Below are 21,983 nucleotides of genomic sequence, written 5' to 3' on the forward strand. Positions count from 1 at the left end.
AGCCGGCTGTGCGGTCTGTCCTCGCGGCGCGGATGCGAGGCGCGGTGTGAGGCCGCGGGGCTCGGAGGGGAGTCGGGCGTCGTGCGGACTTCGGGTCTCAGGCCGTGCCGGCGGCGGGGCCGGTGCTGCCCCGCAGTGAGATGGGCGGGGTGAGGAGGTGGTGCCGGGGCGGTGCGTCGGGGTGGTCGAGCCGTTCGACGAGGAGGTCGACGGCGCGGCGGCCGAGCTCCCGCGCCGGCACGTCCGCCGCGGTGAGCTGCGGGGTGACCGTCTCCGCCCACCGGCCGGCGACGACTCCGGTGACGGAGAAGTCGCGCGGCACATGGCGGCCCGCCCTGGCGAGCCCCCGGTACAGACCGCCGAGGGCGGCCTCGTTCAGGGTGACCAGACCGGTGGTGGCCGGGTCGTCCCGCAGGATCCGCTCCACGCACGCCTGGCCCGACGCGGCGTCGTCCCCGCAGGTGTACGTACGTACCGTCAGCCCGCGTTCGGCCGCGGCCTTGGTGAAGCCGTCCAGGCCGCGGTGCGCCGACTCGTATCCGGCCCGCAGGAGTTGCTCGGGCCGGTTGACGAGGGCGACCGTGCGGTGGCCGAGGTCGGCGAGGTGGTGGACGCAGGCCGCCGCGAGCGCGGTGTGGTCGAGGCTCACCCACCAGCCGCCCTCGGGGCGGGCGGTGCGGCCGATGGTGACGGAGGGGAAGTCCAGGGCGGCCAGGTGGTCGGCCCGGTCGTCCTCCAGCCTGATCTCCATGAGGATGGCGCCGTCGACGCGCCGCTCCCCCAGCATCCGCTGGAACGAGCGGTCGCTGTCGACGCCGCTCGGGGACAGCAGCACGTCGTAGTCGCGGGCCGCGGCGGCTTCCACGACGCTGCCGATGAAATCCAGTTGCATTCCGGTGTAGTGGTCGCCAGCCGGCGGGAAGACCAGGCCGATCGTGCTGGTCCGGCCGTTGGCGAGGGCGCGGGCGCTCGCGTTGGGCCGGTAGCCCAGCTCGTCGATGACCCGCTGGATCTTCCGCCGGGTGCCGTCCGACACGGGGCGTTTGCCGCTCAGCGCGTAGGACACGGTGCTCCGCGAGACACCGGCCCGCCGGGCGATCTCACCGATGTTCACGGATGACTCCTTCGTCGCACCGGTTCGTCCGCGACCGGCCGTCGAACCGGTTCGCGTGAAGTGAACGTAGGAACAAGCCGGGCGGCTGTCAACATCCGCGACAGCACTCCCCCCGCATCTTGCCGAGAGCGCTCCACCACCGGACTCGGCTCGTGTCCGGGGTATTGCTGAGGGATTTTCCCGGGTGCTAGCTTCCAGCGAACCGGTTCGATGAAGTGATCGTTCCGGCGGCCCCGGAACCCTCCTCGCCGACGGCGGCACGCCGATGCGCGGCCGGCCCCGCGGGCCGGCCGGACCCGTTGCTCAAAGGATTGAGGACGCACTCCATGTCATCCGCTGACAGTTCCGCCCGCCGCCGGAAGGCACCGGCCGCCGTGGCCATGGCTCTCGGCGCGGGGGTGCTGGCCGCCCCGGCCGTCCCCGCGCAGGCGGCCGGCGCGCCCCCGCCCACGGTCCGCTACACCTTCGACCAGGACGACCTCGCCTCGGGAAGGATCGTCGACAGCTCCGGCAACGGCCTGACGGCGAGCCTGGTGAACGGGGCCACCGCACGGTCCGTCGAGGGCATGGACGGCGGCAGGGCGCTCGCCCTGCCCGGCGGCGCGCCCACCTCCGACGGGGCGTACGTCCGGCTGCCGCGCGGGGTCCTCGCGGACGCCACCGACCTGACGGTGTCCGCCCGGGTGCAGTGGGGCGACGACCGGTCGCCCTGGCAGCGGATCTTCGATCTCGGCACCGGCACCGGCAAGTACCTGTTCACCACCCCGTCCCACGACGGTGGTGTCCTGCGCACGGCGGTGACCACCGGCGGAGGGGGCGGGGAGGCCCGGGTCTCCGGGTACGCGGCGCTGCCGGCCGGCGCCTGGCGGACGGTCACCGTCACTCTCGACGCCTCCGCGGGCCGGGTCACGACCTATCTCGACGGTGTGGCGGTGTCCTCCGCCGCGACGACCGTCAAGGCCGGTGACCTGCTGGACGGTTCGGCCGCGGCCGCCGGATACATCGGCAGGTCCTTCTACCCGGACCCGCTGCTCAAGGGCGCGATCGACGACTTCACGGTCTGGCACGCGGCGCTCACCCCCGAGCAGGTCGCCGGCACGGTCGCGAACCCGCCCGGGCTCCGGGAGCTCTCGCGGACGTCGTTCGCGGTCCGTACGACGGCCGGTACGGCTCCCTCGCTGCCGGCATCGGTCCGCGCGTCGTTCTCCGACGGCTACGACCGTGACACGCCCGTCGTCTGGGACGCCGTGCCGCCGGAGAAGTACGCGCGGCCCGGCACGTTCGGCGTGGCGGGGACGGCGGCGGGGCGGGCGGTGGAGGCGTCCGTCACGGTGGTCCGCGAGGGGCAGTTGACCGTCGACCTCGGCTCGGACACCGGCGCGTTCCACGGCGGCGCGTCCGGCACGCTGTACGGGGTGTACGGGCCGGACGTCCCGACCGGCAACCTCATCGAGGGGATGGGCCTGCGCACGGTCTCCACCAAGGCGCAGGACGGCCCGCAGCATCCGGGGGCGGACGCGCTGGAGGTGGTGAGGCCGCTGGCCGACTCCACCGACGGCGACGTGTACATCTACATGACCGACATCCACCGCGGCTTCCCGTACGAGTGGCCCGGCGGCACCCCCGCGGAGAAGCTGAGGCTCTACCAGGAGAAGATCGCCAAGCAGGTCGACCATGTGCTGAAACTGCCTGCGGAGTACCAGGACAACATCGTCTTCGTGCCGTTCAACGAGCCCGAGGGCAACATGTTCGGTACCGGACAGTGGAGTTACGACAAGGTCAGCTGGCTCGACGACCCCGACGACTACTTCGCCGCCTGGGACAGCTCCTACCGGATCGTCAAGGACAGGATGCCCGCCGCCCGGATCGCCGGGCCCAACACCAGCATCCTCTACGACCAGGTGAAGGGCTTCCTCTCCCACGCCCTGGCCGCCGGCACCCTCCCGGACGTCATCACCTGGCACGAGCTGAGCCACCCGGAGGCGGTACGCGACAGCGTCGCCAAGTACCGGGCGTGGGAGCGGGAGTTGTTCGAGGGGACGGACAGGGAAGGCAGCCGGCTGCCCGTCAACATCAACGAGTACGCCTTCAACTACCACACCTCCGTGCCGGGTCAGATGATCCAGTGGGTGTCCGCGATCGAGGAGTCCAAGGTGGACGCCGACATCGCGTACTGGAACATCGACGGCAACCTCTCCGACTCCGCCGTGCAGTCCAACCGCGGCAACGGCCAGTGGTGGCTGCTGAACTCGTACGCCTCGATGAGCGGCCACACGGTGCGGGTGACCCCGCCGTTCCCCGGCGAGAACTACACCATGCAGGGCGTGGCCACGCTCGACGCGGCGAAGAGGCAGGCGCGGCTGATCTTCGGCGGCTCCACCGGCAAGGGGCACATCACCTTCGCGGGCGTTCCGCGCGAGCTCTTCGGTGACCGCGTCCACGCCTGGGTCCGCGAGATCGAGTGGACCGGGCAGGTCGGCGACTCCACCGGCCCGAAGCTGCTCAAGGAAACGAACTTGACGGTCGATCAGGACGGCGCTGTGGTGGTCGATTTCGGTGACGGGGCGCTGCCCGCGCTGGAGGAGTCCTCCGCGTACGAGATCGTCCTCAGCCCGGCCGGTTCGGCGAAGGCGGCGCAGGCCGCGCCCGTGCGCTGGAAGGGGTCGTACGAGGCGGAGGACGCCGCCCACACCGGGTCCGGCCGTTCGAAGAACGGCCCGGAGGGCTCCCCGCGGGACGTGTCGAAGTTCTACACCTCCGGCGGCTACGACGTGGGCGGCCTGCGCACCGGCTCCGACCTCACGCTCGACTTCGCCGTGGACGTCCCCGAGGACGGCGTGTACGACCTGAGCGTCTTCGCCAACTCCCTCAACACCTATGACAAGGTCGCCGAGCAGGGCCCCACCAACGTGTTCCTGCGGGTGGACGGGCAGGCGGACAGCGAGCAGGAACTGCATCTGCCGCTCGGCTACAAGTGGGTGGTGTGGGACCACACCGACACCAAGGTGCGGCTCACCGAGGGCAGGCACACCCTGACCCTCGCCGCGAGGAGCGCCGACGGGAGCCGCGCCACGAAGGGCGACGCCATCGTCGACCGTGTCACCCTCGCTCTTCCCGAGGCGTCCGCGGACACGCGGGTGTACGAGGGCGAACTCGCCTGGCTGGGCGGCGGAGCACGGCCCGTCTACGACCTGCCGGAGAAGGCCGACAGGCCCGCCACCGGCTCGGGCGGGGCCCTGATCGCGCGGGACCAGAGCGCCACGTTCTGGGTGTACTCCCCCGCCGACCGCGAGGCCACGCTCCGGGTCGACACCCTGGACGGCGGCAAGGGCGCCCGGCTCTCCGTCAACGGGCATGAGGTGCTGCGGCCGGCCAAGAGCCGGACCAGCGTGGCGGTTTCGCTCTCCGGCGGCGTCAACAAGGTCACGTTGACGGGAGGTTCGTCCGCCACGCTCGTCGACCGGCTGACGGTCACGCCCACCGACGGCGTGCTCGGCTCACGGACGTACGAGGCTCAGGACGCGCGGCTCGCCGGCTCGGCGACGCTGATCCCGCTCTCGCTCGCCACGAAGGGCAGCGCGATCACCGGCGTCGGCGGCGACCCGGGCAACGGCAACACGGCCACGTTCACCGTCACCGCGGACAAGGCCGGTCTGCACGCGCTGCGCATCCGCTACTCCAACCCCGAGCAGTCCCCGGCCACCCACTACAACCCGGACCCGCTGGCCCGTTACGCCGACCTCACCGTCAACGGCGGCGCGACACGGCGCGTGGGCTTCCCGCACACCTTCCACCAGAACAACTTCTGGGAGCTGACCGTCCCGGTCCAGCTCGGAAAGGGACGGAACACGCTCGTCTTCCGGGGCGAGGAACTGCCGAACTTCGACGGCACGACATACGCCTCGGACACCTTCCCCGGGGTCCTGCTCCGCTCCCGCTACGCACCCCTGATCGACCGCATCACCGTCACGCCGTTCGCGAAGGAGGTGCGGTGAGGTGATCCGCGGGCACGGCGGCCGTCCTCATCCCTCGCGCAGCGCGGGCCCGAGCGCCTTCAGCCAGGTGTCGCGGACGGCGGCCCACTCCTCGGCGCAGCCTCGGGCACGGGCGAGGGGGAGGACGTCCGGGCGTACCAGGTCCTGATGCCGGCCGGGAGCGGAGCCGTAGAGGTGGCAGAACGCGCTGACGGCACGCTCCCGGTCCGGGGAATGCTCGTCCTCGGCGTCGCCGTCGGCGTTCTCGGCCGTCGCAGCCAGCAGGCTCCACGCATCGGCGGCGGCGCGCAGGCGCCGCTCCCCTGCGGCGCCCTGCCGCAGCAGCATCAGGGCGGCGAACTGGTCGGCGAAGTCCTCCTCCCGGCCCGTCGTCCGCACGTCGAGGGCGTCGACGACGGCGTGGGCGGTCTCGTGGAAGACCGTCTCCTGGAGCACCGCCGCGACCGCGTCGTCCGTGTCCTGCCGCCCGGCCCGCGCGAACAGGGCCTGCGCTTCGGAGACTTCCTCGTAGCAGATGTCGATCCGGCGGGATTCGGGGTCGTAGGAGGAGCCGTCACCGTCGCAGGACCGGACGACGAGGGGGACCGGCCGGTCCAGCGTGAGGAGGTCGGTGACCGCGGCGGCGGCCTGTGTCACCGGTCCGCGCTCCCGCAGGAAGGCGGCGGACGCCCGGTCGGAGGGTGCCGGTTCCTCGAACCGGACCACGACGGCCGGGTCTTGGGCGCCGGGACCGGGCACCGCGGCGTTCCCGCACGCGGCGCCTCCGGTCAGGGCGGCCAGCGCCACCAGCCACGCGCGCGACCGGCCCGTCAGGGTGGCCCGGCTCCCCTGTGCTCTCGCTCCCGTTCGCACGGCTCCCCCGACTCCCGGTCCCGGACGGTCCGTTCGCTCAGCCGCGCTGTGCGGTGTCGTAGAGGGCCTGGGCGGTCTTGTCGAAGGCCGGGCCGTACATCGGGGAGCCGCCGTCGCCCGCGCCGTGGCTGTTGACCGAGACCAGGGTGCCCTTGCCGGTGGCGGAGTCGAAGCCGGCGAGCCAGGGGCCGCCGCTCGCGCCGCCGCCGAGGTCGCAGGGGACGCGCTGCTCGTTCTCGGGCGCGACGGCGGACGTGCCGACGCAGTACAGGAGTTGCTCGCCCCGCTGGGGCGTCGTCCCCGGGTAGCCGAAGGTGACGATCCGCTCGCCGGCCGCGCGGCCGAAGGCGATCTTCTGCTCCCCCACCGCGTCGGTGAGCCGCTTGCCGCCGGCCGGGGTGGCGACGACCATCGCCGCCACGTCGCCGACCGTGTTCTCGACCCAGGAGCGCGGTGTCATCGTCGCCTTGACGGCGTAACGGCCGTACGGCGTCTTGCCCTTGGCGTAGCCGGGGGCGAAGACCATGTCGGTGAAGGTGTTGAAGGACGACGAGCCGACGCGTGCGCAGTGGGCGGCGGTCATGATCACCGAGCGGTTGCCGCTGGTGACGGCGCTGGCCGTGCACCAGCTGTCGTCGCCGCGCGAGTTGACGAAGAAGAGCCGGCCGATGCTGGGGATCGCCTTGCCGGTCCAGGTCTTGGTGAGCGGCCCGGTGGCGCCCAGGTCTACGGTGCGGCCGGCCTGCGCCATCCGCGCGGGCGTCCAGTACGACAGGGCGGCGCTCTGCTCGGCCGCCGTGTAGGCGACCGTGCTGACCTGCCCGGTTCCGGCGGCGGCCGCGGCCGGCGCGGCCGGGACCGCCAGCGGTCCGGCCAGGGCCAGCAGGGCGGCGGTGGCGAGACCGGAGACGGCGCGGCGGACGCCTCGGGACGGGGTGTGCGGCATGGATGTCCTCTCGGGTGATCAAGATCGTGCGATCACCCGGGAGGACGTCATCCGGGCGGGCGGGGTGCATCCGCCGGGGGTACTTTTCGTGGGGGTCACGTGGGATCGGGGACGAAGAGGGACACGCGGTAGAAGGCCGGCTGCGGCGGGCGTCCGCACGCCTTGTCGATGCGGACCGTGGTCAAGTCGACGGGTTCCGCCCCCGTGCTCAGGCGGCGCAGGTGGTCGCGCAACTCCGCCGCGTCCTGCGTCTCGAAGACCGCTTCCCGGCGTCCCGGTCCGTTGGTCGGGGACCGTCGCCTGGCGTCTTCCTGCTGTCGCTTCCTCTTCCGTCGTCCCGGCACGGGCCCACCCTGGCCGAACGGGGCCGCAGGGGCGAGCAGTCCGGTCCGGACCCGGGCGTCGACGGCGGCCCGTCCGCTGGCGGGGGCGCTTCGGGGGCGGGATCATGAAGATCTCGTGGGTCTGGTGGTGAGAGGCATGGCGTCTGCGGACCGGCAGGAAGCGTTCGGGCCGGCGACGTCGGCGATCGGCGGCCCCGGCGCCGTCGAGCCGACGGAGGCGACCGCCGTCGTCACCGCCGCCGGCGAGGTCATCGGCTGGACTCCGGGCGTGGAGGAACTCCTCGGGTACGCACCGGAGGAGGTCGTCGGCCGCTCGGGGGCGTTCCTGTTCGCAGGGTCCGAGGACCGCGCCCGGACGGCGAGGATCCTCGAGCGGTGCCGCACGGGGCCGGGGTGGAGCGGCGTGACGACGGCCCGCCGCCGCGACGGCCGGAGGATCGAGGTCGCCGTGCAGGTCTCCGCCGCGTTCCGGCTGGCCGGCCAGGAGTGCTTCCTCGTCTCCGGCCGGGAGCGGCGGCCGGAGTGGACGATCGGCCAGTCCGTGCTCGACGGGTTCCTGACCCGCTCCCCGATCGGCATGGCGGTCATGAGCCCGGACCTGCGGTACGTCTGGCTGAACGACACCCTGGAACGCTTCGGCGGGGTGCCCCGCGAGCAGCGGATGGGCTGCCGGCTCAGCGAGGTGGTGCCCGGTCTGGAGGCCGAGGCCATCGAGGCGATCATGCGCCGGGTGATGGACACGCGCGTGCCGGTGGTCGACTACGAGTACCAAGGCTGGAGCTGGGCCGACCCGCACCGCCGGCACGCCTACTCCACCTCCTTCTTCCCGCTGGTGGACGCGCAGGACGTCATCACCGGCGTGTGCTACATGGTCACGGACGTCACCGACCGCTGGAACGCCCAGCAGCGCCTGGCCCTGATGAACGACGCCGGGGCCGGCATCGGCAGCACCCTGGACGTGATGCGCACGGCTCAGGAGCTCGCCGACGTCACCGTGCCGCGCTTCGCCGACTTCGTCGTCGTCGACCTGCTGGAGTCGGTGCTCAGCGGCGAGCCCACGGCCCCCGCCGCCCTCGGGGACGAGCCGCCCGAGAGCACGCCGAGGATGCGGCGGGCCGGGATGAGGTCGATCCACGAGGGCTGTCCTGAGGCGGTCGTCCAGATCGCCGAGCCCGTCGACTTCACGACCCCGCGGTACGACGCCAGCCACATGTTCCACGGCGAGGCCGTGTTCATACCGACCCTCGACCCGCTGGACGAGGCCTGGGCGACCGAGCAGCCGGAACGGGCCGCCAACATCCGCCGGTTCGGTCTGCACACGCTCATCTCGGTGCCGCTGCGGGCGCGGGAGACGGTTCTGGGCGTGGCGACGTTCATGCGGTCGGAGAACCTGGCCTCCTTCGAGCGGGACGACCTGCTGCTCGCCCAGGAGCTGGTCGCCAGGGCGTCGGTGTGCATCGACAACGCCCGCCGCTACAGCCGGGAACACGCCACGGCCCTCGCGCTGCAGCGCAGCCTGCTGCCGCGGACCCTCGCCGGCAGTCCGGTGATGGAGGTCGCCTCGGCCTACCTGCCCGCGGACGCGAAGGACGGCGTCGGTGGCGACTGGTTCGACGTACTGCCGCTGTCGGGCGCGCGGATCGCCCTGGTCGTCGGTGACGTGGTCGGGCACGGCATCACCGCCGCGGCGGCCATGGGACGGCTGCGCACCGCCGTGCACACGCTCGCCGACATGGAACTGCCGCCGGCGGAGCTGCTGGCCCACCTCGACGACCTGGTGCTGCGCCTGACCGACGAGGAGCCCGAGGACGAGCCCACCCGCACCGCCGTGCTCGGCGCGACCTGCCTGTACGCGGTCTACGACCCCGTCACCCGGCACTGCGAACTCGCCCGCGCCGGGCACCCGCCGCCCGTCCTGGTGGGCCCCGACGGGACGGCCGGCTTCCCCGACCTGCCGTTCGGCCCGCCGCTGGGCCTGGGCGGTCTGCCGTTCGAGGCGGCCGATATGGAGGTGCCCGAGGGAAGCACGATCGGCCTGTACACCGACGGTCTCATCGCGGCCTCCGGCCAGGACGTCGACGCGGGGATGGCCCGCCTGGGGCAGGCCCTGGCCCAGCCGGGTCTGGACCTGCGGGAACTGTGCGACGCGGCGGTGGGACGACTGCTGCCGGGCCCGCAGCCCGACGACGTGGCGCTGCTGCTCGCCCGGCCCCACCCGCTGACCCCCGAGCAGGTGGTCACCTGGGACGTCCCCGCCGATCCCGCCGCCGTGGCGGCCGCCCGGTCCCTGGCCGCGCGCCACCTGGACGGCTGGGGCCTGGGCGAGCTGGCCATGACGACCGAGCTGATCGTCAGCGAGCTGGTCACCAACGCCATCCGCCACGCCACCGGACCCGTCCGGCTCAGGCTGCTGCGCCAGCCGCTCCTGATCGTCGAGGTGTCGGACGCCAGCAGCACCTCGCCGAGGCTGAGGCATCCCCGGACCACCGACGAGGGCGGCCGCGGTCTCTTCCTGGTCGCTCAGCTCGCCCGCCGCTGGGGCACCCGGTACACCGACAACGGCAAGATCATCTGGGCGGAGCAGGACCTTCCGGCCGGCGCACCCACGACCGACGCGCTCAGCTCCGGCCCACTGCCCGCGAGGCATCCCCTGTCCGGCGGCGAACCGGCCGCCGCCGTGCTGTAGCCGAGCCGGGGATCGCCGCCCGCGTACGCACGAAGCCGCACGTGAAACGCGCAGACCGTGCATTGATGGGATTCATTCAGGGGCGGGTGCGGTACAGGCCGGGTACACCCGGGGAGCCGAGTGCCGTTTTTTCAGGGCTTCTCCCGTCGGACATCTAGACAGCCCGTCCGCGCTGCCCCTATAAACATCCCATCTCTCCATGAGCGACATCCCACCGTCGCACCGTGCACCACGCCGCTTCGGGACCAGCGCGAGGAAGTACCGATGAGACTCAGAACAGTCCTCTGCTCCACCGCCTCCGTAGTCTCCGCCCTGGCGCTGCTCAGCGCCTGCGCCGGCGGCTCCCCAGCCGCGTCGTCGGGCGAGCCGCTCGTGGGCGTCGACTACCCGCGGTCCGACACCGACTTCTGGAACTCGTACATCAAGTACACGCCCCAGTTCGCCAAGGAGCTGGGCCTGAACCTGAAGACCACCAACTCGCAGAACGACGTCGCCAAGCTGACCGCCGATGCCCAGACGTTCATCAGCCAGGGCGTCAAGGGCGTGGCGATGGCCCCGCAGGACACCGCCGCCATCGCGCCGACCCTCGCGCAACTGGAGGCGAAGAAGATCCCGGTGGTCACGGTGGACACCCGCCCCGACACCGGCAAGGTCTACATGGTCGTACGCGCCGACAACCGCGCCTACGGCGAGAAGGCCTGCCGGTTCCTCGGCACGAAGCTGGGCGGCAAGGGCAAGGTCGTCATGCTCCAGGGCGACCTCGCGTCCGTCAACGGCCGTGACCGCACCGAGGCGTTCAACGACTGCATGAAGAAGGAGTACCCGGACATCAAGGTGTTCGGCGAGGCCACCAACTGGGACGGGGCCGTCGCCGCGCAGAAGCTCCAGACCGACCTGACCGCCCACCCGGACATCAAGGGCGTCTACATGCAGTCCAGCTTCGCCCTGTCCGGCACCCTCCAGGTGCTCAAGCAGAAGGGCCTGCTGGTCGGGCCGCAGGACGAGAAGCACGTGTTCGTGGTCTCCAACGACGGCATCCCCGAGGAGCTGAAGGACATCGCCGCCGGCAAGATCGACGCCACCGTGTCCCAGCCGGCCGACCTCTACGCCAAGTACGCCCTGTACTACCTGAAGGCGGCGATCGGCGGCAAGACGTTCCAGCCCGGCAGGACCGACCACGACAGCACCATCATCCAGGTCCGTGACGGACTGCTGGAGGACCAGCTCTCCGCGCCGCTCGTGACGGCCGACGGCGCCACCTACGGCGGGGTCGCCAGCCTCAAGAGCGACGACAAGTCCCTGTGGGGCAACAACCTCGGCTGACCCGCTCCCATCAGGCAGCCAACGGCTATGGAGAACAAGGCGGTTGAGATGAGCGACGGGGAGCGGGAAGTCACCCCCGCGTCCGCCCCGGCGGACGGCGGACGGGCCCCGGTGGACCCGGCCGTCGTCGAGGCGGCGGGCATAGTCAAACGATTCGGTCCGACGGTGGCCCTGAACGGCGCACGGATCACCATCAGGCCCGGCGAGACCCACGCACTCGTCGGCCGCAACGGGGCCGGCAAGTCGACCCTGGTGTCCGTGCTCACCGGACTCCTGGCCCCCGACGAGGGCACGGTCTCCTTCGGCGGCGTCCCGGCGCCGCGGCTCGCCGACCGCGACGGCTGGCGGCGACGGGTGGCGTGCGTCTACCAGAAGTCCACCGTCATCCCCACGCTGACCGTCGCCGAGAACCTCTTCCTGAACCGGCACGACCACGGCCGGGGCCGCCTGATCAGCTGGCGGGGCGTACGCGGCCGCGCCCGGGACCTGCTGGCCGCATGGTCGGTGGACGTCGACCCGCAGACCCTCGCCGGCGATCTGGACGTGGAGCAGCGGCAGTTCGTGGAGATCGCCCGGGCGCTGTCCTTCGGGGCGCGGTTCATCATCCTCGACGAGCCGACGGCACAGCTCGACGCGGCGGCCATCAACCGCCTCTTCGACCGCATCCGCGATCTGCAACGCCAGGGCGTCACCTTCCTGTTCATCAGCCACCACCTCCAGGAGGTCTACGAGATCTGCGACATGGTGACGGTGTTCCGCGACGCACGGCACATCGTGACCGCGCCGGTCGCGCAGCTGCCCCGCACCGACCTGGTCGCCGCGATGACCGGCGAGGCTGCCGCCGGCCGGCGTGAGGACCGGGCGAGCAGTCATGTGCCCGCCGCCGAGGCCGCGTTGAGCGTGCGCGGGCTGAGCGGCGAGTCCTACGGCGACGTCGGCTTCCGGGTCGGCGCCGGTGAGATCGTCGGGCTGGCGGGGGCGGCCGGCAGCGGACGCACCGAGGTCGCCGAGACCGTCGTGGGGCTGCGTTCGGCGGCGGCGGGCGAGGTGGAGATCGCGGGGACGCGGCCCCGGCCGGGCAGTGTGCCCGCCGCGCTCGCGGCCGGGGCGGGGTTCGTCCCGCAGGACCGGCACCACCAGGGCTTCGTCCCGGACATGTCGATCGCGGACAACGCCACGCTGTCCGTGCCGAAGCGGCTGGGCCGCGGCGGGCTGCTGGACCGCGGCCGCCGGGACCGGCTCGCCGAGGTCATGATCGAGAAGCTGGCGATCAAGACGCCCGGCCCCGATCTGCCCGTCTCCGCCCTGTCCGGGGGCAACCAGCAGAAGGTCGTGATGGCCCGCGCCCTCGCCGACGACCCACGGCTGCTGGTCCTGATCAGTCCCACCGCGGGCGTGGACGTGCGCTCCAAGGAGTTCCTCCTCGGCAAGGTCGAGGAGATCGCGGACACCGGGACCGGGGTGCTCATCGCCTCCGACGAACTCGACGACCTGCGTATGTGCGACCGGGTCCTGGTGATGTTCCAGGGCCGGGTGACGACCGAGATGGCCCGCGGCTGGCACGACCACGACCTCGTGGCCGCGATGGAAGGAGTGGACCTGCATGCCTGAGGCAGTGCCTGAAACGGTCCTCACGCACCCGCCCGCGCCCCCGGCGGCGAAGCCGCGGCTCAAGCGGACCGCGCTGCTGGGCGGCCGGGTGCCGCTGGCCCGGCTGCGCGACCTGGCGCTGGTTCCCGCGATCGTGGTCATCGCGATCGTCGGCCAGATCGTCAACCCGGTCTTCCTGCAGACGGACAACCTGATCAACGTCCTGCAGACCATGTCGGAGATGGCGCTGCTGGTCCTCGCCCAGACGATGATCCTGATCGTCAAGAAGATGGACCTGTCGCTGGAGTCCACGATGGGCCTCGCGCCCGGAATCGCGGCCTGGCTGGTGGTCCCGGTCGGCGCCGGGCACGGGCTGGGCCTGCTCTCCGGAGCGTGGGCCGTCCCCGTGACGCTCGCCGTGGGCGCGCTCGTCGGCGTGCTCAACGCACTGCTGATCATCCGCTTCGGCCTCAACGGCTTCATCGTCACCCTCGGCATGCTGATCGTGCTGCGCGGCGTCCTCACCGGTGTGTCCGGCGGCCAGACGTTCTTCCAGCTGCCCGAGTCGATGCTGTACCTGGGCACCGCGCAGTGGTTCGGGATGCCGGCGTCGATCTGGATCTGCCTGGCGCTGTTCGCCGTGGCGATCGTGGTGCTCGGCTGGACGAGTTTCGGCCGGTCCCTGTACGCCGTCGGCGGCAACGTCGACGCGGCGAAGGCGGCCGGCATCCGCACCGACCGGGTGCTGTGGATCGTCATCGTCACCGGCAGCGTGCTCGCCGCCCTCGCCGGTCTGATGCTCTCCGGACGGCTCGCGTCGGTCGCCTCGGCGCAGGGCAACGGCTACATCTTCACCGTCTTCGCCGCCGCCGTCATCGGCGGGATCAGCCTCAACGGCGGCAAGGGCACCATGTTCGGGGCGTTCAGCGGCATCCTGCTGCTGTTCATGATCCAGAACGTGCTCACCCTGGCCGGCGTCCCCGCCCAGTGGATCGGCGCCCTCAACGGCCTGATCATCCTGTTCGCCCTGATGATCTCCCGCATCACCGGCGGCAAGGTCCAGGACTGACCGGGCGGCCCGCGCCCCGAGCCGTCTTCCCATGTCCCGTCGCGAGGGGCCGCACGCCTCTCGCCCCTCACAGGAGTTGCCGCCATGTCCTCCGCTGTGTCCCCTTCTCCGGCGTCTGCCCGCATCACCGCCCTGGACGTGCTGGACGTGCGCTTCCCGACGTCCGAGCATCTCGACGGCTCGGACGCGATGAACCCCGAACCGGACTACTCGGCCGCCTACGTCGTCCTGCGCACCGACGCCGGCGACGGTCTCGAGGGCCATGCGCTGGCCTTCACCACCGGCCGGGGCAACGACGCGCAGGCCGCCGCCATCGCCACCCTCGCCCCGTATGTGGTGGGCCTGTCCGTCGAGCAGGTCTGCGGGGACCTCGGCGCGTTCGCGCGCGGTCTCGTCCACGATCCGCAACTGCGGTGGCTGGGGCCGGAGAAGGGCGCCATCCACATGGCGACCGGCGCGGTCGTCAACGCGGCCTGGGACCTCGCCGCCAAGCGGGCCGGGAAGCCCGTCTGGCGCTTCCTCTCCGAGATGACGCCCGAGGAGCTCGTCGCCCAGGTCGACTTCCGCTGGCTGAGCGACGCCCTCACCCCCGAGGACGCGCTGGAGATCCTGCGCCGTGCCGAACCGGGCCGCGAACGGCGTACCGGCCTGCTGATCGACGAGGGCTATCCCGCGTACACGACCACCCCGGGCTGGCTCGGCTACTCCGACGAGAAGCTGGCCCGTCTCGCCCGCGAGGCCGTCGCCGACGGCTTCACCCAGATCAAGCTGAAGGTCGGGGCGTCGCTGGCGGACGACACACGTCGTATGCGGGTGGCGCGTGAGGCGGTGGGGCCGGACGTCCGCATCGCCGTCGACGCCAACCAGAGATGGGACGTGGGCCCCGCCGTCGACTGGATGCGGGAGCTCGCCCCGTACGACCCGTACTGGATCGAGGAGCCGACCTCCCCCGACGACATCCTCGGTCACGCGGCCGTCCGCGAGGCGCTGGCGCCGATCAAGGTCGCCACCGGTGAGCACGTCGCCAACCGGGTCGTCTTCAAGCAGCTGTTGCAGGCGCGCGCGGTGGACGTGGTGCAGATCGACTCGGCCCGGGTGGGCGGCGTCAACGAGAACATCGCGATCCTGCTGCTTGCGGCGAAGTTCGGCGTGCCGGTCTGCCCGCACGCCGGCGGGGTCGGCCTGTGCGAGATGGTGCAGCACCTGTCGATGTTCGACTACGTCGCCGTCACCGGCACCACCGAGGACCGGGTCATCGAGTACGTGGACCATCTGCACGAGCACTTCGTCGACCCGGTGCGCGTCGTCGACGGCCGGTACCTCGCGCCGACGCGGCCCGGGCTGAGCGCGCAGATGCACCCGGAGACGCTGAAGGAGTACCTCTACCCCGACGGCCCGGTCTGGTCCGCCCGTGTCTGAGCCGCTGCCTCTGGTCGACGCCCACCACCATGTGTGGGACCTGGACCGACGCCCCCAGCCCTGGCTGGACGAGCCCGGCCTCGAACCGATCCGCCGCACGCACGGCATGGGAGACCTGCGGCGGGCCGCGGGCCGGCCCCTCGCGGGACGGCGGCTGACCCGGACGGTGCTGGTCCAGTGCGTGGCCTCGGTCGACGAGACGAGGGAGCTGCTGGCCCTCGCGGAACGGGATCCGCTGATCGGCGCGGTCGTCGGCTGGGCGGACCTCGCCTCGCCCACGGTCGGCGACGTGCTCGACGAACTGCGTGCCGGGCCCGGCGGCGGGCGGCTGCGGGCCCTGCGCCACCTCGTCCAGGGCGAGTCGGACCCGCGGTGGCTGCAGCGGCCGGCCGTCGAACGGGGCCTGCGCGCCGTACGGGAGCGGGGGCTCGGGTACGACGTGCTCATCCGCGGCCACCAGTTCCCGCAGGCCGTCCGCCTCGCCCGGCGCTTCCCGGACCTTCCGCTGGTCCTGGACCACGCCGGCAAGCCGCCCGTCGGCCGGTCCTCGCTCGCCGAGTGGACGCGGCAGGTGCGCGCGCTGGCCGACTGCCCCCAGGTGCGGTGCAAGGTCTCCGGGCTGATCACCGAGGCCGACCACCGCACCTGGACCCTCGACGACATCCGGCCCGTGTGGGACACCCTGCTGGCCGCCTTCGGCCCCGACCGGCTGATGTTCGGCTCCGACTGGCCCGTGTGCGTCCTCGCCGGCGGCTGGGACCGCTGGGCCGGCGCCGTCGAGGAACTGCTGCACGACTGCTCCACCGACGAGGCCGGGATGATCCTGGCCGGCGCCGCGACCGAGTTCTACCGTCTGAAGGACGCACCGTGCTCCTGACCGAACTGCTGCACCCCGGCATCCTCGAAGCGCTCGCGGGAGCTGGGCACGGCGCCCGCGTCCTGCTCGCCGACGGGCACTACCCCGCGAGCACCGCCGTCGGGGAACGGGCGCGGACCGTCCACCTCAACCTCTCCCCCGGCGTCCTCGACGTCACCACCGTCCTCGGGGTGCTGCTGCGGGCCCTGCCCGTGGAGTCGGCGCAGGTGATGGTGCCGCCCGAGGGCGAGCCGGAACCGCCCGCCGTCGCCGAGTACCGCTCGCTGCTCGCGCCCGTCGCCGTCGACGCCCTGGGCCGCTTCGCGTTCTACGACGCCGCCCGCTCACCCGACCTGGCCCTGGCGATCGTCACGGCCGACACACGGACCTACGCCAACCTGCTGCTGACCATCGGCGTCCGCGCTGAAGGGACCCTGACCCCGCGATGACACTCGCCGTCCGCTACACCCGCGCCCGCACCCTGGACACCGCGCCCGCGCCCGTCGCGCCGCCCGGCCCCGGTGAGGTGGAACTCGCCCCCGCCTACGTCGGCATCTGCGGCACCGACCTGCACATCTTCCACGGCGACATGGACGCCCGGGTCGCCGCGCCCGCCGTCCTCGGGCACGAGATGTCCGGCCGGGTCGTCCGGGTCGGACCCGGCGTCGAAGGATGGCGGCCCGGTGACGCGGTCACCGTGATGCCGCTGCGCTGGGACGACTCCTGCCCTGCCTGCCGGGCGGGTCATCGGCACATCTGCCGGCACCTGGACTTCATCGGCATCGACTCCCCCGGCGCGATGCAGCAGCGGTGGACCGTCCCCGCCTCCACCCTGGTACGGCTGCCCGACTCCCTGCCCCTGGACCAAGGCGCCCTGGTCGAGCCCACCGCGGTCGCGGTGCACGACGTGGGCCGGGCCGGGGTAAGCGACGGCGACCGGGTCGTCGTGGTCGGCGGCGGTCCGGTCGGCGTCCTCATCGCGCTGGTGGCGCGGGCCGCCGGCGCCGACGTCCGCGTGGTCGAACTCAACGCCCACCGGCGGCTGCTCGCCGAGGACCTCGGCCTGACCGCCTGGGACCCGGCCGCCCACGACATCCCCGAACTCGTCGCCCGGTGGACCGGCGACGCGGGCGCGGACATCGCCTTCGAGGTGTCCGGCGCGGCGGGCGGCGTGGACACCGCGGTGGAAGTCCTCGGCGCGCGCGGACGGTTGTGCCTGGTCGCCATCCACCCCAGGCCCCGCGAGGTGAACCTGCACCGCTTCTTCTGGCGTGAACTCACCCTCGTCGGGGCGCGGTTGTACGACCGCTCCGACTTCGAGCAGGCGGTCACCCTGGTCGCCGACGGCACCGTCCCCGCCCAGCGCCTGATCAGCAAGGTCGTGCCCCTCACCGAGGCGTCCGCCGCGTTCGAGGCGCTGGAGAGCGGCGGCGACGTGATGAAGATCCTGCTCGACTGCGCCAACGCCCCGCGGGGAGCCGCCGTATGAACGCCTTCGACCTCACCGGCAGGCTCGCCGTCGTCACCGGTGCCCGGCGCGGGATCGGCCGGGCCATGGCCCGCGCGCTCGCCGAGGCCGGCGCGGACGTCATCGGCGTCAGCGCCTCGCTGGAGGAGTCCGGCAGCGAGGTGGAGAAGGACGTCACCGCCGCCGGCCGCGCCTTCGAGGCGATCCGCGCCGACTTCGCCGACCCCGACGCAGTCCGCGCCCTCGGAGCCGAACTGGCCGCGCGGGAACGCCCGGTGGACATCCTCGTCAACAACGCCGGCACGATCCGCCGCGCACCGGCCGCCGAACACAGCGACGCCGACTGGGAGTTGGTGCTCCAGGTCAATCTGAGCGCACAGTTCGCCCTCACCCGTGCGGTCGGGGCGGCCATGGTCGCCCGCGGACACGGCAAGATCGTCTTCACCGCATCGCTGCTCAGCTTCCAGGGCGGCATCACCGTCCCCGGCTACACCGCCGCCAAGCACGGCGTCGCCGGCCTCACCAAGGCGCTGGCCAACGAGTGGGCGCCGCACGGCGTCAACGTCAACGCCATCGCCCCCGGATACATCGCCACCGACAACACCCGGGCACTGCAGGACGACCCCGCCCGCAGCAAGGCCATCCTCGACCGCATCCCGGCCGCCCGGTGGGGGAACGCCGACGATCTCGCGGGCGCCACCGTGTTCCTCGCCTCCGACGCGGCCGACTATGTCCACGGCGCCGTCATTCCGGTCGACGGCGGATGGCTCGGCCGATGAGCGGCGCCGGCATGACGGCCGTACTGGCGGGGTCCCGGCTGCTGCCCGTGCTGACGGTCGCCTCCGCCGCGAGCGCCGGTCCGCTGGCCGACGCGCTCGCGGCGGGCGGCGCCCGGTGCGCCGAGGTCACCCTCCGCACGCCCGACGCCGAACAGGCCCTCAAGGCGATGGCGGCGCACGGCGCTCTGACCGTCGGGGCCGGCACCGTGCTCACACCGGACCAGGCGGAGCGAGCCGTGGCGGCCGGCGCGCGGTTCCTCGTCTCCCCCGGTTTCGACGCCGAAGTGATCGACAAGGCAAAGGAGTTGGGCGTGCCGGTCGTGCCCGGTGCGGCGACGGCGACCGAGTTGATGTGTGCGCTGAAGGCGGGCCTGGACACGGTCAAGCTGTTCCCCGCCGAACCGCTCGGCGGCACGCGGATGATCCGGGCCCTCGCGGCGCCCTTCCCACAGGCGCGGTTCGTGCCCACCGGCGGCATCGGCCCGGACCGGTTGGCCTCCTACCTGGCCCATCCGGCGGTCCTGGCCGTGGGCGGCAGCTGGATGGCGGCCGACGGCCACCTGGAGCGCGGTGAGTACGCGGAGATCCGCCGGCTGACCGCCGAGGCCGTGGCGAGGAGCACGCCGTGACCGACGTGATCGCCCTGGGCGAGGTGATGCTGCGCTTCGACCCCGGAGAGGGACGCATCCGCACCACCCGCTCCTTCCGGGTCTGGGAGGGCGGCGGGGAGTACAACGTCGTACGAGGGCTGCGCCGTTGCTTCGGGTGGCGTACCGCCGTGGTGACCGCGCTCGTCGACAACGCGGTGGGCCGGCTCGTCGAGGACCTCGTCCTCCAGGGCGGTGTCGACACCTCGCTGATCCGCTGGACGCCCGACGACGGCGCCGGCCGCACCGTGCGCAACGGCCTCAACTTCGTCGAGCGCGGTTACGGCGTCCGGGGCGCGCTCGGCGTCAGCGACCGGGCGAACACCGCCGTGTCCCGGCTGCGCGAGGGGGACGTCGACTGGGACGCCGTGTTCTCCGGCCCGGTGCGCTGGTTCCACACCGGGGGCGTGTTCGCCGGCCTGTCGGACACCACCGCCGACGTCGCCGACGAGGCGATGGCCGCCGCCCGCCGCCATGGGGTGACGGTCTCCTACGACCCCAACTACCGCCCGAGTCTGTGGGCCGGCCGGGGCGGGGCCGACCGGGCCCGCGAGACGGACCTGCGGCTCGCCCGGCACGCCGACGTCGTCGTGGGCGCCCTGGGGCTCGCGGGCGCCGGGCCTGACGCCGGCCGTCTGACACGGAACGAGGTGCCCGACGCGCTGACCGAGGTCGCCGGTCTGCTGCCGGGCGCCGGGGTGCTGGCGACGACCCTGCGCGAGGTCCCCTCCGCCGGGGTCAACGACTGGTCGTCGGCCGCCTGGTCCGCCGCGACCGGCGTGGTGACCGGCCCCCTCATGCCCGGCCTGCACGTCCTGGACCGCATAGGCTCGGGAGACGGGTTCGCCGCCGGGCTCGTCCACGGTCTGCTCACCGGCGCCGGCCTGGAGCGCGCCCTCGCCTACGGCACCGCGCACGGCGCGCTCACCATGACCACGCCCGGGGACGTCTCCATGGCCACCCTCGACGAGGTCGAGGCGCTGGCCGCCGGCGCCACGGCCCACGTCCGACGCTGACCGGACGACCCGCACCCGGAACCAGCCTGCACCCGCACCCGCACGACCGAGGAGAACGTCTTGCACCACCGGAAAATCCGCGGCACGGCGGTCACTGTCTCCGAACTCGGCTTCGGCGGCTCGGTGATCGGCAACCTGTACCGCGTCACGCCGGCCGAGGAGGCGGCCGCCGCCGTCGACGCGGCCTGGGACGCCGGCATCCGCTACTTCGACACCGCGCCGCACTACGGCCTCGGCCTGTCCGAACGGCGTCTCGGCGCCGCCCTGCGCGGCCGGCCCCGCGGCGAGTACACAGTCTCCTCCAAGGCGGGCCGGCTCCTCGTCCCCAACGAACAGCCCCGGGGCGTGGACAGCGAGGGCTTCGCCGTCCGCGACGACCTGTGCCGCCGGTGGGACTTCAGCCGCGACGGCGTACTGCGCTCACTCGACGACACGCTGGAACGCACCGGCCTTGACCGGATCGACGTCGTCTACCTGCACGACCCGGACGACCACTGGCGCCAGGCCGCCGACGAGGCGATGCCCGCCCTCGCCGAACTCCGCGACCAGGGCGTCGTCGGCGCGATCGGCGCGGGCATGAACCAGTCCGCCATGCTCGCCCGCTTCCTGCGGGAGACGGCCGCCGACGTCGTCATGCTCGCCGGCCGCTACTCCCTGCTCGACCAGTCGGCCCTGGACGACGTCCTGCCCGCCGCGCAGGAGCACGGCAAGAGCGTCGTCGCGGCCGGCGTCTTCAACTCCGGTCTGCTCTCCCAGGACCGGCCCGCCGAGGGCATGAAGTACGACTACCAGGACGCCCCGTCCGGCCTCGTCGCGCGGGCCCGCGCGCTCGCCGAGGTCTGCGAGGCCCACGGCACCACCCTCCCCGCGGCCGCCATCGCCTTCCCCTGGACGCACCCCGCCGTCGTCAATGTCACCCTCGGCATGCGCGACCCCGGCGAGGTCGCCCGCAACGCACGACTCCACCGCGACGCCGTCCCCGACGCGCTGTGGGACGACCTGCGCGACCGGGGACTGATCAGGGCCGACGTGCCCTCCGGGAGGAACTTCCCGTGTCCCTGACCGACAAGGCGATCACGAGGATCCGCGAGCTCATCGCCACCGGCGCGCTGCCCCCGGGTTCCAAGCTGCCTCCGGAGCAGGAGCTGGCCGCTCAGCTCGGCCTCTCCCGCAACCTCGCCCGGGAGGCGGTGAAGGCCCTCTCCGTGGCCCGTGTGCTGGAGGTCAGACGCGGCGACGGCACCTATGTCACCAGCCTCCAGCCGAGCCTGCTCCTGGAGGGCCTCGGCGGCGCGGTGGAACTCCTCCAGGGCGACCCCGGCGCGGTGCTGGACCTCATGGAGGTACGGCGGCTGCTGGAGCCCGCCGTCGCGGCGCTGGCCGTCGCCCGGATCTCGGACGACGGGCTGGCCGAGGTGAGGCGGCACCTGGACGCCATGCGGGCGGCGCGCGACGACATCGAGCGGCTGACCGTCCACGACGCGGCGTTCCACCGGGCCATCGCGGACATCACCGGCAACGAGACGCTGATCATGCTGCTGGAGGGCATCGCGGGGCGCACCCTGCGGGCCAGGATCTGGCGCGGCCTGGTGGACACCCGCGCCGCGGGACGCACCCTCGCCGAGCACGAGGCGATCTACGCGGCGCTGGCCGCGCGGGACGCCGGCCTCAGTCAGGCCGCCGCGCTGCTGCACGTCAGCAGCACCGAGCAGTGGCTGCGGGAGCACCTGGCGGCCGGCGGCGCCCGGCGCGAGACGGCCGCCGCGTCCGGGCCGCCCTCGTGACACCGGACCGCCGTACACCGCCGCCTTCGCACGAGCGGAACGGGGTCGGGCCGCCGACAGGACGGCCTCCGATCCGCGCCGGGCGCACGGCTATC

General features: G+C 72.9%; 18 protein-coding genes. 14 read left to right on the forward strand and 4 right to left on the reverse strand.

Going from position 1 to position 21,983, the window contains the following annotated elements:
- Positions 1 to 97: 97 nt before the first annotated feature.
- Positions 98 to 1,114 (reverse strand): LacI family DNA-binding transcriptional regulator, encoded by a 1,017-nt coding sequence (locus ACFYXA_RS11300; protein ID WP_389030950.1) that lies wholly within the window; start codon positions 1,112 to 1,114, stop codon positions 98 to 100.
- Positions 1,115 to 1,440: 326 nt separating this feature from the next.
- On the opposite strand from ACFYXA_RS11300, the gene ACFYXA_RS11305 reads away from it, so the two are divergent.
- The gene (locus tag ACFYXA_RS11305) at positions 1,441 to 5,109 is read left to right on the forward strand and encodes a LamG-like jellyroll fold domain-containing protein (RefSeq protein WP_389030953.1); all 3,669 of its coding nucleotides are present in this window, start codon (positions 1,441 to 1,443) and stop codon (positions 5,107 to 5,109) included.
- A gap of 27 nt (positions 5,110 to 5,136) precedes the next feature.
- Here the strand turns inward: ACFYXA_RS11305 and ACFYXA_RS11310 are convergent, their stop codons facing one another.
- The 3 genes from ACFYXA_RS11310 to ACFYXA_RS11320 all read right to left on the reverse strand — a co-directional run bounded on the left by ACFYXA_RS11310 (position 5,137) and on the right by ACFYXA_RS11320 (position 7,251).
- Positions 5,137 to 5,961 carry a DUF4344 domain-containing metallopeptidase gene (locus tag ACFYXA_RS11310; RefSeq protein ID WP_389030956.1) on the reverse strand — a complete coding sequence of 275 codons (825 nt, stop codon included), beginning with the start codon at positions 5,959 to 5,961 and terminating at the stop codon, positions 5,137 to 5,139.
- A gap of 37 nt (positions 5,962 to 5,998) precedes the next feature.
- Positions 5,999 to 6,907, reverse strand: a complete 909-nt coding sequence (locus ACFYXA_RS11315; protein WP_389030959.1) for a trypsin-like serine peptidase — start codon at positions 6,905 to 6,907, stop codon at positions 5,999 to 6,001.
- A gap of 95 nt (positions 6,908 to 7,002) precedes the next feature.
- Positions 7,003 to 7,251 (reverse strand): hypothetical protein, encoded by a 249-nt coding sequence (locus ACFYXA_RS11320; RefSeq protein ID WP_389030962.1) that lies wholly within the window; start codon positions 7,249 to 7,251, stop codon positions 7,003 to 7,005.
- Positions 7,252 to 7,387: 136 nt separating this feature from the next.
- Here ACFYXA_RS11320 and ACFYXA_RS11325 point away from each other — a divergent pair, with 136 nt between their 5' ends.
- From ACFYXA_RS11325 to ACFYXA_RS11385, 13 genes are all read left to right on the forward strand, one after another.
- Positions 7,388 to 9,937 (forward strand): SpoIIE family protein phosphatase, encoded by a 2,550-nt coding sequence (locus ACFYXA_RS11325; RefSeq protein ID WP_389030965.1) that lies wholly within the window; start codon positions 7,388 to 7,390, stop codon positions 9,935 to 9,937.
- Positions 9,938 to 10,201: 264 nt separating this feature from the next.
- Positions 10,202 to 11,260: a sugar ABC transporter substrate-binding protein gene (locus ACFYXA_RS11330; protein WP_352246886.1), complete on the forward strand. Its 1,059-nt coding sequence runs from the start codon at positions 10,202 to 10,204 to the stop codon at positions 11,258 to 11,260.
- A gap of 48 nt (positions 11,261 to 11,308) precedes the next feature.
- The gene (locus ACFYXA_RS11335) at positions 11,309 to 12,871 is read left to right on the forward strand and encodes a sugar ABC transporter ATP-binding protein (protein ID WP_389030969.1); all 1,563 of its coding nucleotides are present in this window, start codon (positions 11,309 to 11,311) and stop codon (positions 12,869 to 12,871) included.
- Positions 12,872 to 12,875: 4 nt separating this feature from the next.
- Positions 12,876 to 13,919 (forward strand): ABC transporter permease, encoded by a 1,044-nt coding sequence (locus ACFYXA_RS11340; protein WP_389031696.1) that lies wholly within the window; start codon positions 12,876 to 12,878, stop codon positions 13,917 to 13,919.
- Positions 13,920 to 14,003: 84 nt separating this feature from the next.
- Positions 14,004 to 15,338 (forward strand): L-fuconate dehydratase, encoded by a 1,335-nt coding sequence (locus ACFYXA_RS11345; RefSeq protein WP_352246883.1) that lies wholly within the window; start codon positions 14,004 to 14,006, stop codon positions 15,336 to 15,338.
- On the forward strand, positions 15,331 to 16,215 hold the full coding sequence (locus tag ACFYXA_RS11350; RefSeq protein WP_389030973.1) for an amidohydrolase family protein: 885 nt from the start codon (positions 15,331 to 15,333) through the stop codon (positions 16,213 to 16,215). Before ACFYXA_RS11345 ends, ACFYXA_RS11350 begins: the two co-directional genes overlap by 8 nt.
- The gene (locus ACFYXA_RS11355) at positions 16,206 to 16,643 is read left to right on the forward strand and encodes an RbsD/FucU domain-containing protein (protein ID WP_389030976.1); all 438 of its coding nucleotides are present in this window, start codon (positions 16,206 to 16,208) and stop codon (positions 16,641 to 16,643) included. Before ACFYXA_RS11350 ends, ACFYXA_RS11355 begins: the two co-directional genes overlap by 10 nt.
- On the forward strand, positions 16,640 to 17,683 hold the full coding sequence (locus tag ACFYXA_RS11360; protein ID WP_389030979.1) for a zinc-binding dehydrogenase: 1,044 nt from the start codon (positions 16,640 to 16,642) through the stop codon (positions 17,681 to 17,683). Before ACFYXA_RS11355 ends, ACFYXA_RS11360 begins: the two co-directional genes overlap by 4 nt.
- On the forward strand, positions 17,680 to 18,441 hold the full coding sequence (gene kduD / locus ACFYXA_RS11365; protein ID WP_389030982.1) for a 2-dehydro-3-deoxy-D-gluconate 5-dehydrogenase KduD: 762 nt from the start codon (positions 17,680 to 17,682) through the stop codon (positions 18,439 to 18,441). The genes ACFYXA_RS11360 and kduD overlap by 4 nt, the downstream gene beginning before the upstream one ends.
- 11 nt (positions 18,442 to 18,452) lie before the next feature.
- Complete coding sequence (locus tag ACFYXA_RS11370; RefSeq protein WP_389030985.1) at positions 18,453 to 19,070, forward strand: bifunctional 4-hydroxy-2-oxoglutarate aldolase/2-dehydro-3-deoxy-phosphogluconate aldolase; 618 nt, start codon at positions 18,453 to 18,455, stop codon at positions 19,068 to 19,070.
- A complete protein-coding gene (locus ACFYXA_RS11375) occupies positions 19,067 to 20,104 on the forward strand; it encodes a PfkB family carbohydrate kinase (protein ID WP_389030988.1) in 1,038 nt (345 codons plus the stop codon). The genes ACFYXA_RS11370 and ACFYXA_RS11375 overlap by 4 nt, the downstream gene beginning before the upstream one ends.
- Before the next feature lie 60 nt (positions 20,105 to 20,164).
- Entirely contained in the window at positions 20,165 to 21,166 is a 1,002-nt protein-coding gene (locus ACFYXA_RS11380) for an aldo/keto reductase (RefSeq protein ID WP_389030991.1), read from the forward strand.
- Positions 21,157 to 21,888 (forward strand): FadR/GntR family transcriptional regulator, encoded by a 732-nt coding sequence (locus ACFYXA_RS11385; protein ID WP_389030994.1) that lies wholly within the window; start codon positions 21,157 to 21,159, stop codon positions 21,886 to 21,888. The genes ACFYXA_RS11380 and ACFYXA_RS11385 overlap by 10 nt, the downstream gene beginning before the upstream one ends.
- The last annotated feature ends 95 nt before the right edge of the window (positions 21,889 to 21,983 follow it).

Origin of the sequence: Streptomyces sp. NPDC002566, assembly GCF_042889585.1 — a bacterium.
Taxonomy (GTDB): domain Bacteria; phylum Actinomycetota; class Actinomycetes; order Streptomycetales; family Streptomycetaceae; genus Streptomyces.